Genomic DNA, 13,139 nt, shown 5'->3' with positions numbered 1-13,139 from the left:
TACGTTATTTAATATTAAACCGCATATTTTAGTAAGTCAGATAAAGCCAATACGAGCTTTATCTGACTTACTTTTCATCCAAATAATACTACCACAAATTCTATATAATCAATCTGCTGCTTCACTTTATAAATAGTTTTATTGTCTTTACACTTCCCTTTCCCCAACTCTCTCCATTATCCAATCATCCACCTCTGATTCAAGCCAAGCTACCGATTTGGCACCTAATGATACTTGCTTTGGAAATGTGCCTTCAGAAATAAACTTATAAATACTTGAACGACCAAGTGATGTTTTTTCGATTACTTCTTTTAATTTAATTAAACGCATGGAATTTCTCCGGTTGGTTACCCCCTAAAGTAATAAGAAGCACACAAACCATAACGGATAATGATTATCGTTTGCACTAGTGCTTTCCACCTGTATAATCTCGCAAATTATTTTAATTCGTAAAAATATTCATTAAGGGTAATCATGAAACTTAAGCGCTGTTTTGCACTTTCGTCGTTAGTATTAGCAATGGGGTTTCCTGCTTATGGGCAAGAATCATCACAAGTTACAAGCATTGAAAAAAATAATGATCAAATAGAAATCATTTCAATTGTAGGGGTACGTCAAGACCGTGTTAGTAAAGGGGCAACTGGACTAACAATGGAGCTGAACGAAACGCCACAATCAATAAGTGTTATCGATTCTGAGCAAATTAAGAACTTTGCCGCTAATAGCATTAACGATGTTATGCAAATGGCAACAGGTATAACAGTTCAGCAAAATGAAACTAACCGAACGCGTTACACCTCTCGTGGTTTTGATATTAAAAGCACTCAACTTGACGGTATTGGTTTACCTAATAGTTGGGGTATTGTTGTTGGAGTAATGGAAAGCTACGGGTATGAAGAAGTCGAAATTATTCGTGGTGCAAATGGTCAACTTACCGGTATAGGTAATGCTGGGGGGACTATTAACTATGTTCGTAAACGACCTACCAATGAAAATGAAGGAGAAGTCGCTCTGACACTTGGGTCTTATGATCAGAAACGCTTACAAGCTGATTATTCTGTACTACTTACTGAAAGTGGCAGTTGGGCTGCACGTGTTGTTGCTGTAATGGAGGATGCTGAATCATACCTTGATGGTTTAGAGGATGATCATGCGTATTTGTCTGTAATTGTTGATGGCCAGGTTACAGATAATTCAACTGTAACCTTTGGCGCTTCATACCAAGATGCAAATACGGATGGTAATATGTGGGGCGGTTTACCTTTAGCTTATACCGATGGTACTCAAGCTGATTTTGATGTTAGTGTAAGCCCAACTCAAGATTGGACTATGTGGGATACCGAAAATATAAGCGCGTTTGTTGAATATTCTTATATCTTCGATAATGATTGGGAAATAAAAACAACCTACAACAGACAAGAATCAAACGATCAAAGTAAGTTATTTCTTGCCGCAGGCTTAGAAAATAGAGAAACGAACCAAGTAACAAGAACTTCTTTGGGTAAATATGCGGGTGACTTTACTGCTGATTTATTTGATTTAACCGCTAAAGGTCAATACCAACTATTTAACCAAACGCATGAGTTAATGTTTGGCACAAGCATATCAAAAAGTACCGATGTTAGTTTTAAAAACCCTTACGATACAGCCACCACACCTGCTTATGGTATTAAGCCTGTTTTTCCTTATCCGCTCGATTTAACGCCTGAGCCAATATGGGAAGAGCAAATTGAAACAGCAAGCTTAGACATAACCTTAACTCGTATTTTTGGTTCAACTAAATTAAACCTTAATGATGATTTATTCGTTATTGCAGGGTTCAATGCTATCGACTACACCCGAGAAGGTTACAATTCGGGTGGTTATGTTCTCAATGAAGAAAATGAGATCAGCCCTTACCTTGCGACAACTTATTCAATAACTGAAGATACCAATGTATATGTTAGTTATTCTGATATCTATGAACCACAAGACAGATATGACAAAGATTACCAATATTTAGACCCTAGTAAAGGGGTTAACTATGAAATTGGCCTAAAGACTCAATGGTTAGATGATACCTTGTTGACTAGTGTTGCTCTTTTTAGTGCAGAGCAAAGTAATATTGCCGTAAGAGCCGGGACAAATGACGACGGTAAAACTTATTATGAAGGTACTTCTATGAAGTCAAGTGGCTTTGAGTTAGAAGTTCTTGGTCAACTGACGGAAAACGTTAACGCAACTTTTGCCTATACATATATGGATATAGAAGATGATGCTGGCGACAATGCAAGCGCATGGGAGCCAAAAAATGCAGTTAAATTCTCGTTAGATTATACATTACCTGCCGTACCTGAGCTTATTGTAGGTTTGGGCGGTAGATGGCAATCAAAAACCGCAGATTCAACAGGTGTAGTAAAGCAAGACGCTTATATGCTCGTTAGTGCATTTGCTCGTTGGGATGTATCAAATAACCTTTCCATTCAAGCGAATATTGACAACATCACGGATGAAAAGTATATGACAGGCTTACGATATGTTGGCTTTTATGCTGCGCCAACTAACGGGAGTATTACTGCAACTTACCGTTTTTAAATATACTTACAGAGTTGCAGTTGCCATTTGGAAGTGCTTTACGCTTTTTAATCGCTCGGTGAATAACGCTGCCGAGCGATTAAATTGCTGTTTGTATACTTTCAATTAGCCAGCGTTATGGTTTTGTGCGCTTGCCATATCGCTGGGTTACGATGAGAAACAACAATTATTGTGCAGTCTAATTGCATTAGTTCCTTGGCAATAATAGCTTCTGTTTTGGTGTCTAACGCTGCGGTTGCTTCGTCTAAGATGAGAATAGGCGCTTTTTTTAATATTGCTTGTGCTAGGCCTATTCGTTGTTTCTCACCCCCTGATAACTGCCCGCCACCATCGACCACAGGCTGATTAATACCCAGTGGAGACTGAGATATTACGTTTGTTAACATCATTTTTTGAGCGATATCTTCTACTTCTTCATCGCTTGCGGATGGGTTACTCATACGAATATTGCTCGCAATAGTGCCATTAAATATAACTGGCGACTGCGGCACATAAGCAAACAATGTTTCACGCTGAGTGCTGGTGATTGATGATAATGATGTGCTACCGATTTGAACACTACCACTTTGAGGTACATCAAAGCCCATTAAAAGATGAAGTAAGGTGCTTTTACCTACACCGCTCTCTCCGCGGATCAATACCCTTGTACCTGATTCAATTTCCGCTGAAAAACAACTAAGTGCAGGTTGATAAGTTAGTTTGTCAATTCTCATATTGTAATTATGGAGTTGTTTAGGCTGCTTATTTATTGGCTCTTGCAATTGGGGAGCTTCTAGCACATTAAAGTAACTTTTTATTGCTGAGGTATGCTCATTTACACTTAAAGCGGCTAAAGCTAGCGCCTCCATTGGAAAGGTTGCACGTAATGCCAATAACGTGACTACAAAAACATATTCCCCTGAGTAAACGCCTGCTGCCAACATATAAATCAGTATCCCTAGGCATGGTAAAGCACCTGCTACAGCGGCATAAAATGTCGATTTTGCCGCAGCTTTATTGGTGCAAGCTAATGCTTTACTTTGTGCAAGCCAAGCATCTTCAGCTCGCTTACTTGCATTGATGCAACCCGTTGCACTGCGTAGCAGTTCAATATGATCAACAAACTCTTGCCCCGCATGCTTAGATTTTTGCTCTAACCCACTACGCTGTTGATCTGATTTTAAAAGTGCCCGCTGAGAAATTAACTGTATGTACAAAGCCATCATTAATAATCCAGCCAAGATTAAAGCAACCTGATATCCAGCAACCCAAATCATACCTATAGTGATCACTATTGGAATTAATGGTGCATGGATAAATTGTTGTAGCTGATGGGCAGGTATCGCCATAAAACTGGGAATATGTTGGCCCATTAAAGTGATTAACTTAGTTTGGTTTTGCGCCTTAAACCAACGCACTTTAATATGAGTCATGCAGTTTATTATCTCGCTATAAAGCGCATCAATTAAGCTTACTGCTACATTAAAGCCTGAACGAGAGACCAAAATAGTCATTATAATGGTCACACAGCCCAGTAATAAAACTGTGTATGTAGGCCACACACCTAAAATAGCCAAGGCAATTGCTATGTAACTCAGAGATTCTAAAACAGCCACAGCACCCCAACCGATAGTCACGGGCAGCAACACTTTAAATGCAGACTTAGTTAATATTGATGGTTTACGCATATTCTTAACCTACACCTTGATTACTTTTTAAGATAAGCTCATCATCAGCTAATAAGCTAATTTCGGGGTCATGACTCACTATAATTATGATTTTATTGCACTTTAATGCGTGTTGCTGCAATGCTTGGATAATTAGCATGGATGTTTCGTTATCTAACGCGCTAGTAGGCTCATCAAGTAGCAAAATTGCCGCTTCGCTTAAAAAAGCACGAGCTAAGTTTAAGCGTTGTTTTTCACCCCCAGAGAGTGCGCTCGCCTGTTGAGATAAATCCACATTAAGTTGGGCGCTCTGTAGCGCACTCAGGTATTTATTTGCAGCGGCCCTGCCACCTGTTAGAGCTAAATTATCTTGTACCGTTGCATCTAATACACTCAACCCTTGTGGCAACAACATAACCAATTTATTTAATGAGTGTTCAGTAAGATGTTTTATATTTTCAGAATTGATATAAATCCCCCCCGAATAAGCCGGTTCAAAGCCTGCTATTGCACGCAGTAAGCTTGATTTGCCAACACCGCTTTGCCCTGAAATAGCAAATAGTGAACCTGATTGAGCCGATAAGTTAATACTTTGCTGACGTAATTCATTATTAATTTGTAAGCTCAGATCATTAATAACAAGCTTGTTAGATTCAATAGGCCCACACTCTTTTTCACCAAACACCAGCGTGGGTATATTTAAAAACTCCTCAATGTCTTTCGCCGCCATTTTGCCTTTATAAATGTAATCAAGCCCGTGGCCTAATTTAAGTGCTGGCGCTACAATCACTAAACTAAAAAGCATCAACGGCGCGAGCGAATCAATTTCCCATTGGCTGCCAATCCAATAAACCAATGTATATGTCGCGACCGCTTGCAACATTGCCGTTGCTATCGCCACGATGGTTGCCACTCGTTTAACTCGGTTTTTCATACCGTGAGTAAAACTTGTTGTTGCGCTTTTTAAGCGAGCAAGTGGGCCAGCCGCCGCTGGAGTTGTTCGACAAACTAATACTCCTTTGCTGTACTCAGTCACACTGCCTGTTATTTGAGCCATCACATTCGTGCTCTCTTGAACCTGCTTTTTTGCTAATCTCGGAATAATAAAGAGATAACAAAGTATTGCTAACCCGCCCGGAATAAGAGCAACAAGCGCACTTATATGCGTGGTATAGAGCAATACCCCTAATGTAATAACCGGTATGATGAACAATACAGTCAATTCAGATGGGAGGTGGGCTATCATGTAATGCAAATTAGCTACATCGTCATTAATTAATTTCTTTAACTTATCACTGCGGTATTTTACCAAGCTATGAACTGGTAAAAAGCTAAGTTGGCGAGCGATATCAATGCGCAATTGGGCGGAGAACTTAGCTTCTGCATTATGGCTGAGCCATGCGCTTATTCCTGCAAAAGTAGCTGCAAGCAACCAACTTATACATGCTATCAATAACCATTTATCTGCATCCCCTAAAAGTAGCTTAACCACAGATAAAAGTGCAAAAACCCCTGCTATACCACTACACACTGAGAATAAAGCACCTATAAGCAACTCAGTTAAAATGGGCTTTAGCGTGCGCTGCAACCTTTTGTACTTTGCAAATCCTAACAACATAAACAACCCAAACGATAAAGTTAAATGATAAAATTAATTATCAACATAGTGTTGATAATTAATTCAGCAAAGAGTAATCTAAATAACAATTATTATCAACCTATCTCTTAAAGGATTAATTTGTGTCACCTTTAATACAAAAAAAGTTTTCTGTTTCACTGCTAAGATTGCTTGTATTAACTTACTCTTGCGCTGCTGTTACAAACGTATACGCAGATGATAATGAAGAGAAAAAAGAAGATATTCAGCACGTTATTGTCTATGGCCAAAAATTAGCCAGAACAATGCAAGAAACCGCAAGTTCGGTACAAATCATTACAGCTGAAGAACTTAAAAAAAATGCTGACCTTGCGACAATTGCTGAAATCCTCCCTGGTACTGCCAATATTATTTATGCAGGTAATACCGATGCACCTATTATTCGAGGCAACGATACAAAAGGCCCTGTTAGCGCAGGCAACGCTTACCTTTCAAAGCCTATTCCGAGTGCAACTATCAGCGTAGATGGGCGATATTTAACAGCTAGTGAGCTTGATTTAGGCGCTGCTGGCTTATGGGATGCAGCTTCGGTTGAAGTATTTAGAGGCCCACAAACAACAAACCAAGGTGCAAACAGCATTGCAGGTGCTGTGGTCATTCGCACTAACGAACCTACTTTTACACCTGAACTTGCAGCGCAAGCTTTAGTTGGGAGTCGTAATAAACATAGAATTTCCGCTTTAGTATCAGGACCTTTAAGTGAAGATTTTGCTGCTCGTATCGCCATAGATTACAGCGCTAGAGATACATTTGTAACCTACACCAACCCAAATTTTACTGCACATGACTTCGACCTCGACTGGCAGAACAAAGATTTGCGCGCAAAGCTTTTATGGCAACCAAGCAATATTGACGGTTTAACCAGTAAGATCACCTACGCTTATAACGAAACTCATAGACCTAGAAATGAAGTAGTCACTGAACCCTACGACAATCTTGAAAATGCCTCTATTTTTCAAGATAACCAAACAAGTAGTAACCATGCAGGCATTTGGGATATTGAATATTTGTTTGATGAAGGCATCTCACTGGTTAATCAACTGCAATATTCAGAAGGTGATTTCGATTACTTATTTGCCGAACCTTTTTCAGGTGATGCTGAGCGCACAAATAAAAACGTTTCGAACGAGTTACGTTTAACATTTGATGATAAAAACAAAGATTTTCAAGGAGTCGCAGGGCTATTTTATTGGCAAGATAAAACTAAAAATACATTTAATAATGTGTTAGGTAATGCCGATGCCGACCTTGAACACCAAAGTATCGCCGCATTTGGGGAGTTAATTTGGCAATTCGCCAACCAGTGGGAACTCACTGGCGGGCTACGCTATCAAGAAGATACGATTAGTCATGACGGTCTAGCGAGCTATGTGCCTGAACGACATGAGTACGAAGAAACATTTAATGTTTTGCTGCCTAAATTGTCTTTGGCTTATAAAGTAAGTGATGAAATAAATATTGGCGCATTAATAAATAAAGGATACATACCAGGCGGAACGGGGATTAACTTTCGTGGTGGCGAATATTATACCTTTGATGAAGAGTATGCTTGGAATTACGAGCTATTTACTCGTATGTCATTTCTTGAACAACGTTTTACCATAGATGCCAACGTATTTTATACCCAATTTAAAGACTCACAACGCGCCGTGACTGACTACTTAGATGGTCGTGCATTTGGTTCAATAATTGTCAACGCCGATGAAGCGACAAGTTACGGAGTAGAGTTAAACGCGGCTTATTCTGCCAATGAGCAACTCTCATTGTATGGCGGTTTAGGTTTATTAGAGACTGATATTAGTGAGTTTAACGATTATAGAGGGGAGTCATTTGTCGGTAATGAATTTAGTAAGGCTCCTGGCTATATGTTTAATTTGGGTACTGAATATAAAGTCACAGAAGCGTGGTCGCTAGATATCAATATGCGTTATACCGATTCATATTATTCATCTGACACCAATGACCCTGAACTACGCGTCAACTCTTACACTGTAGTGAACTTCAACACTGCATATCAATTTAATGAGAATCTATCTGGATTTATTTATGTAAAAAATGCATTAGACAAGCATGCTCCACTTAGAAAGAATTTTGATAGAAGTACAAATGGTGAAGCCGCCTATTTACTAGAGCCAAGGGAGCTTGGTGCTGGTATTAGGCTCTCACTCTAACTAAAAGCATTGTCGCGTAATGTTGTTGTATTAAATGAAAAACATTTTACCAAACAGCGGTAATGGTTAAGATGTATTTTTTAAATATAGGAGCTCTGGCACATGATAGAAAAACGAGTTAACAACAATACGCGACAGCGCGGCAGACCAAGCCGAATTAGCCGCGAAAGCATTGCTCGAGTGGCCCTCGATATAGGTATACAAGATGCCACTTTAGTGAACATAGCTAAAGCATTACAAGTGGATCGCTCTTCACTTTACCATCATGTCAAAAGCCGCAAAGATGTGGTGAGCTTAGCCACGGAGATTGCTGTTCAAGAGCTAAACTGGGAGGCTCAAGAAGGTGCAACTTGGCGCGAAGAGCTAATAGTTTTAACAGATGCACTTTGGCAACTTTATACACAAAACCCAGGCTTAGCCGAAGCGGTACAGCAAGCTTTAGTAACACCAATAGAAGGTATCCATGGCTTTGCTGAGTCAGTCGCTAGGTTACAACAAAAAGGGTTTGCTCTTGATGATGCTGTAATCGCAGTTGATATGCTAGTTGATATGGTTTGCGACTGTTTTTTAGGGTGGTGGTCAAATAACAAGCCAGACAGTAAAGGGAAGCCACGCAGTGAACGATTAATTAAGCTATGGCAAGAACAAGCCAAAAATCATCATCATGCAGAACAAATTAATGCCATGGTTGCCATTATGCAAGCAGGCCAACGACAGTGGTGGGAGCGTAAGCGCGATCTTGTATTAGATGCAATAGCGCTCAGGCTTCCCCCGTCATAACAAATAGCGCATCAAACAATTAAATTATGCCTCTGAAATCATCATTATTAATTATTATAAGTACACTATTAATCGCTTTAAGCTCATTATTTTTAGGGGTTTCAAAGCTACCTATCACAGCTCTTTTCCAAGGCTCTGAAGAAGCATGGTTTACCCTGACAACTAGCCGAGTGCCTCGTTTAGCTGCACTGATTCTTGCTGGGGCGGGGTTAGCAATATGTGGGGTAATCTTACAACAAGTTGTGCAAAACCGATTTGCCGAACCTGCAACAACAGGTGGCCTAGATGCTGCAAAACTCGGAATGCTTATTGCCGCGATCCATTTTCCAAATACTGGAGCGCTAGGTAAATCTTTAGCTGCCTTTATTTTTTGTTTATTTTGCTGCGGTTTGTTTGTCTTGTTGCTACGTCGTATCAAGTTAAAAAGCAGTGTGTTGATCCCAATCATTGGCTTAATGTATGCCAGTGTATTAAGTGCCATAGCCGATTTTTACGCCTATCAAAATAACCTAATGCAAAATATGCAGGCGTGGTTATTGGGTGATTTCTCGAAGATAGTGCAAGGGAACTATGAAACTTTATTTTTTATTCTTCCCATCGTGATACTCACTTACTTTTTCGCACAACGCTTTATTATTATAGGTATGGGGGAAAGCGTAGCGATAAGTTTAGGGTTAAACTATTTCTCTATGGTGGCTGTGGCTTTAGTGATTGTATCGTTATGTGTCGCCGCAATTATGATTACTGTAGGCAGTTTGCCATTTATAGGGCTTGTGATCCCCAACTTGGTCGCAATGTATTTTGGCGACAATATAAAAAAGACATTACCTATCAATGCATTGTGTGGGTCAATATTCTTAATTATATGCGATATTTTCAGCCGTTCTTTGATCTACCCATTTGAAATTCCTATTGGTTTAACTGCTGGTTGCCTAGGCGGTTTTTTATTTTTGCTCATTTTATGGCGGCAAAAAAAATGAAAAAACTCATCCTATTTGGCTTTTATTTAAGTTTTACGCTACTTATTGGTTTTTTTCTTTTTTGGCAATCCGACTTTAACTTTCAGTATATTATTTCAAATAGACTTATACGCTTAGGTGCAATCATCATCGGTGGTGTATGCGTCGCATTTAGCGCTATTTGCTTTCAAACAATTTGTGGTAATCGTATTATTACGCCAGCAATTATGGGTTACGAAGCCATCTATCTGTGCTTTCAAGCAACGCTAATTTTGATATTTGGTACTGCAAGCCAAATTGTGATTGGCGCTTATAGCAACTTCTTTTTAAGTATAGTTGTAATGCTAATTTACTCATTTGCACTACAACAATTGCTTTTTAAAAATGGTCAAAAGAATGTCTACTTCCTGCTACTTTCAGGTCTTATAATTACCTTAGTTATCAGTAGTGTTACACAACTTATTCACTATAGTATTAGTCCTGGTGAATTCGCTATTTTCCAAGGCTTTAGTCTAACGTCTTTCAATCGCGTTGAGTTACTACAACTTATTGTGGCCTTTGTTATTACAGCGACAGTTGTATTATGCTTGCAAAAGCAACATCGCCGGTTTGATATTCTTTTACTTGGCCAAGATCAGGCTCAATCTCTTGGCATCAATACCCACCATTTTATTAAATTAAATTTAGCGCTGATTGCTATATTAGTTGCTGTTTCTACAAGCTTATTAGGCCCCACAGCCTTTATGGGGATTTTTGTTGCCAACTTAGCCTATTCACTCGTTAAAGTAACTCGCCATTGGTGCATATTAAAAGTCGCTAGCATAATTGCAATAACCGCGTTCTTAATTGCGCAGGTTTTAGTGGAACATGTATTTAATTACCGCTTAACGGCAGGTATTTTGGTTAATTTATTTTGTGCTGCTTACTTTTTAGTTTTAATTATACGCCCAAGGAATCATCTATGATAACTGTTACAAACTTGTCGTATTCATATCAAAATACGCGCGTACTTAAAGATATTAATGCATGTTTTCCTGAGCAAAAATTAACATCTTTAATCGGGCCAAATGGCGCAGGAAAGAGCACTTTACTTATGTCTATTGGCCGCCTGTTAGGGGGTGATAAAAAGTGTATCACATTGAATCATAGACCTATCAGTGAAATCCCCACTAAAGAACTCGCATTAAAGATAGCAACATTAAGACAAACCACGAATATTGATTTACGGATCACAGTACGCGAACTCGTTGCATTTGGTCGATTTCCTCATAACCGAGGAAAATTAACAACATTGGATAATGAGGCAATTGATCACGCGTTAGCATTTTTATCAATTTCGCAATTAGAAAACACTTTTATTGATGAGCTTAGTGGAGGACAAAGGCAGTTATGCTTCCTTGCTATGACAATTGCGCAACAAACCCCCTACTTGTTACTCGACGAACCTTTAAACAATTTAGATATGAAGCATGCATCTCACATAATGAATGCGTTAAGGCGCCTTTGTGATGAGCAAAAGCGCACTATTATTTTAGTTGTGCATGATATTAACTTTGCTGCTAATTACTCAGATCACCTTGTCGCATTAAAAAAAGGTTCGGTACACAGTAGTGGCACTGTAGAGCAAGTCGTTACCCAAAAAAACCTTCAAGATTTATATGAATTTAACATTGAGATCATTCCCAGCTCTCACGGCCCAATTTGTAACTATTTTCACTCGACAGGAATCGCATAAAATGAATAACGCTTTACCAACAAGTATATTTATCATCTTATTCTTACTTACTGGCTGCGAACCCAATACGGGTGCAAACATGGCTAAAGAGAAACCTTCAGCTGAAGCCATGACTTTAAATCATTCATTGGGGGAAACAATAATACAAAGCACACCTAAAAGGGTTATAGCATTAGATATGAATGCTGTAGATACTCTCAACCAATTAAACATACCCGTAATAGGAATGCCAAAAGACTTTATTCCACATTTTTTACCGTCGTATAAGAACAATTCAAACGTTCGAGATCTCGGGGCAATTATACAACCAAACTTAGAACGCGTTTATTCTTTAAACCCTGATTTAATTCTCATTTCATCGCTGCAAACCACCCATTACAAAGCACTGAGTGAACTTGCGCCAACCTATTATTTCGATATTAATTATCAAAATAGTGGCGCTGACCATGTTGAAAAAATAAATACTTATATGCTCAACTTAGGACGTATTTTTAACAAGCAAGAATTAGCGCAAGAAAAAGTGGCAACTTTAAACGCAAAGTTAAAAGGTACTAAGCAATTAATAACTGATCGCCCAGAGTCGGCGATGATTGTATTACATAATAACGGTACGTTACGCTATTTTGGGGTGCAATCTCGATATGGCTTTATTTATAATGAGCTAGGTGTTAAACCCGCAAGTCAAGAAACGGCAACAAGTGCGCATGGCCAACCTATATCCCATGAATTTATGTATAAATATAACCCTGATATCATTTACGTTATTGACCGTACAGCAGTGATGGAAAATAAGGCCGCTGTTAATTTAAACGATTTAAATAACCCCTTACTCAAGAAAACCAACGCATGGAAAAATAACCGCGTTCGTATTGTTGACTCCGAAGCGTGGTATATAACAGGTGCTAGCTATAGTTCATTAATGATAATGCTAGACGATATTGCACAAGGTTACGTAAATTAAAAATTCAGTTCTTGTTGCGGTCATATACCTAAACCATCTTAACTCTGAATTCTGTATCTTGAGGTGGTTTGGGTAATATTGCGCTATACTGGCGCAAATTTTTTCAAATAAACTGTTATGGCTCTTAAATCGACGATTATTAAAGCGCAATTATCGCTAAGCGATATGGACCGCCACCTTTACCAAGACTTTAATTTAACCTTGGCGCAGCATCCATCTGAAAACAATCAGCGCTTGATGATCCGCTTGCTGGCATATGCATTAAATGCCTGTGAAGGTTTAGAATTCACTAAAGGTTTATCGGCTGATGATGAACCAGAGCTGTGGCATAAAAACTACAGTGAAGAGATTGAGCTGTGGGTTGAGCTTGGCTTACCAGATGAAAAGCGCCTTAAAAAGGCCTGTAATAAATCTAAACAAGTAATGCTCTATACTTATGGTGAAAATAATCAAGCTATTTGGTGGCAAAAACATCAACCTAAGCTGTATGAATTTAAAAACTTGAGCATTTATAGTTTAGACTTTGCCGCAACACAGGCACTTTCCGGATTGGTTGATCGCAATATATCGCTGACTATTACTATTCAAGATGGTGATGTATGGGTGAGCTCTGATTCAGTGAACATTGAGATTAAACCCGTACAATTAATGTAAAT

11 protein-coding genes are annotated in these 13,139 nt (G+C 38.9%); 8 read left to right on the top strand and 3 right to left on the bottom strand.

What is annotated here, in order from left to right; translation table 11 throughout:
- Positions 1-147 precede the first annotated feature (147 nt).
- Entirely contained in the window at positions 148-330 is a 183-nt protein-coding gene (locus QMA12_RS09795) for an AlpA family transcriptional regulator (RefSeq protein WP_290209928.1), read from the bottom strand.
- 144 nt (positions 331-474) lie between these two features.
- Here QMA12_RS09795 and QMA12_RS09790 point away from each other — a divergent pair, with 144 nt between their 5' ends.
- A complete protein-coding gene (locus tag QMA12_RS09790) occupies positions 475-2,574 on the top strand; it encodes a TonB-dependent siderophore receptor (RefSeq protein ID WP_290209925.1) in 2,100 nt (699 codons plus the stop codon).
- Between the two features lie 101 nt (positions 2,575-2,675).
- On the opposite strand, the gene QMA12_RS09785 is transcribed toward QMA12_RS09790, so the two are convergent.
- Both QMA12_RS09785 and QMA12_RS09780 read right to left on the bottom strand, forming a co-directional pair.
- A complete protein-coding gene (locus QMA12_RS09785) occupies positions 2,676-4,241 on the bottom strand; it encodes an ABC transporter ATP-binding protein (protein WP_290209923.1) in 1,566 nt (521 codons plus the stop codon).
- Between the two features lie 4 nt (positions 4,242-4,245).
- Entirely contained in the window at positions 4,246-5,838 is a 1,593-nt protein-coding gene (locus QMA12_RS09780) for an ABC transporter ATP-binding protein (protein WP_290209922.1), read from the bottom strand.
- A 122-nt stretch (positions 5,839-5,960) separates the two neighbouring features.
- On the opposite strand from QMA12_RS09780, the gene QMA12_RS09775 reads away from it, so the two are divergent.
- The 7 genes from QMA12_RS09775 to QMA12_RS09745 all read left to right on the top strand — a co-directional run bounded on the left by QMA12_RS09775 (position 5,961) and on the right by QMA12_RS09745 (position 13,137).
- Complete coding sequence (locus QMA12_RS09775; RefSeq protein WP_290209912.1) at positions 5,961-8,048, top strand: TonB-dependent receptor; 2,088 nt, start codon at positions 5,961-5,963, stop codon at positions 8,046-8,048.
- A 102-nt stretch (positions 8,049-8,150) separates the two neighbouring features.
- On the top strand, positions 8,151-8,828 hold the full coding sequence (locus QMA12_RS09770; RefSeq protein WP_290209911.1) for a TetR/AcrR family transcriptional regulator: 678 nt from the start codon (positions 8,151-8,153) through the stop codon (positions 8,826-8,828).
- A 26-nt stretch (positions 8,829-8,854) separates the two neighbouring features.
- On the top strand, positions 8,855-9,808 hold the full coding sequence (locus tag QMA12_RS09765; protein WP_290209910.1) for an iron chelate uptake ABC transporter family permease subunit: 954 nt from the start codon (positions 8,855-8,857) through the stop codon (positions 9,806-9,808).
- Positions 9,805-10,752, top strand: a complete 948-nt coding sequence (locus tag QMA12_RS09760; RefSeq protein ID WP_290209909.1) for an iron chelate uptake ABC transporter family permease subunit — start codon at positions 9,805-9,807, stop codon at positions 10,750-10,752. The genes QMA12_RS09765 and QMA12_RS09760 overlap by 4 nt, the downstream gene beginning before the upstream one ends.
- The gene (locus tag QMA12_RS09755) at positions 10,749-11,522 is read left to right on the top strand and encodes an ATP-binding cassette domain-containing protein (protein WP_214552282.1); all 774 of its coding nucleotides are present in this window, start codon (positions 10,749-10,751) and stop codon (positions 11,520-11,522) included. The genes QMA12_RS09760 and QMA12_RS09755 overlap by 4 nt, the downstream gene beginning before the upstream one ends.
- Before the next feature lies 1 nt (position 11,523).
- Positions 11,524-12,483 (top strand): siderophore ABC transporter substrate-binding protein, encoded by a 960-nt coding sequence (locus QMA12_RS09750; RefSeq protein WP_290209908.1) that lies wholly within the window; start codon positions 11,524-11,526, stop codon positions 12,481-12,483.
- A gap of 117 nt (positions 12,484-12,600) precedes the next feature.
- The gene (locus QMA12_RS09745) at positions 12,601-13,137 is read left to right on the top strand and encodes a YaeQ family protein (RefSeq protein ID WP_290209907.1); all 537 of its coding nucleotides are present in this window, start codon (positions 12,601-12,603) and stop codon (positions 13,135-13,137) included.
- The last annotated feature ends 2 nt before the right edge of the window (positions 13,138-13,139 follow it).

Source organism: Pseudoalteromonas sp. APC 3893 (genome assembly GCF_030408095.1).
GTDB lineage: Bacteria > Pseudomonadota > Gammaproteobacteria > Enterobacterales > Alteromonadaceae > Pseudoalteromonas.
Note: the sequence above shows the minus strand (reverse complement) of the source record. Positions and strands in the feature narration are given on the sequence as shown.

Coding starts and splice junctions, on each gene's coding strand:
- QMA12_RS09770 (WP_290209911.1), top strand. CDS start 8,151: ATGATAGAAAAACGAGTTAACAACAATACGCGACAGCGCGGCAGACCA.
- QMA12_RS09790 (WP_290209925.1), top strand. CDS start 475: ATGAAACTTAAGCGCTGTTTTGCACTTTCGTCGTTAGTATTAGCAATG.
- QMA12_RS09780 (WP_290209922.1), bottom strand. CDS start 5,838: ATGTTGTTAGGATTTGCAAAGTACAAAAGGTTGCAGCGCACGCTAAAG.
- QMA12_RS09760 (WP_290209909.1), top strand. CDS start 9,805: ATGAAAAAACTCATCCTATTTGGCTTTTATTTAAGTTTTACGCTACTT.
- QMA12_RS09745 (WP_290209907.1), top strand. CDS start 12,601: ATGGCTCTTAAATCGACGATTATTAAAGCGCAATTATCGCTAAGCGAT.
- QMA12_RS09750 (WP_290209908.1), top strand. CDS start 11,524: ATGAATAACGCTTTACCAACAAGTATATTTATCATCTTATTCTTACTT.
- QMA12_RS09755 (WP_214552282.1), top strand. CDS start 10,749: ATGATAACTGTTACAAACTTGTCGTATTCATATCAAAATACGCGCGTA.
- QMA12_RS09795 (WP_290209928.1), bottom strand. CDS start 330: ATGCGTTTAATTAAATTAAAAGAAGTAATCGAAAAAACATCACTTGGT.
- QMA12_RS09765 (WP_290209910.1), top strand. CDS start 8,855: ATGCCTCTGAAATCATCATTATTAATTATTATAAGTACACTATTAATC.
- QMA12_RS09785 (WP_290209923.1), bottom strand. CDS start 4,241: ATGCGTAAACCATCAATATTAACTAAGTCTGCATTTAAAGTGTTGCTG.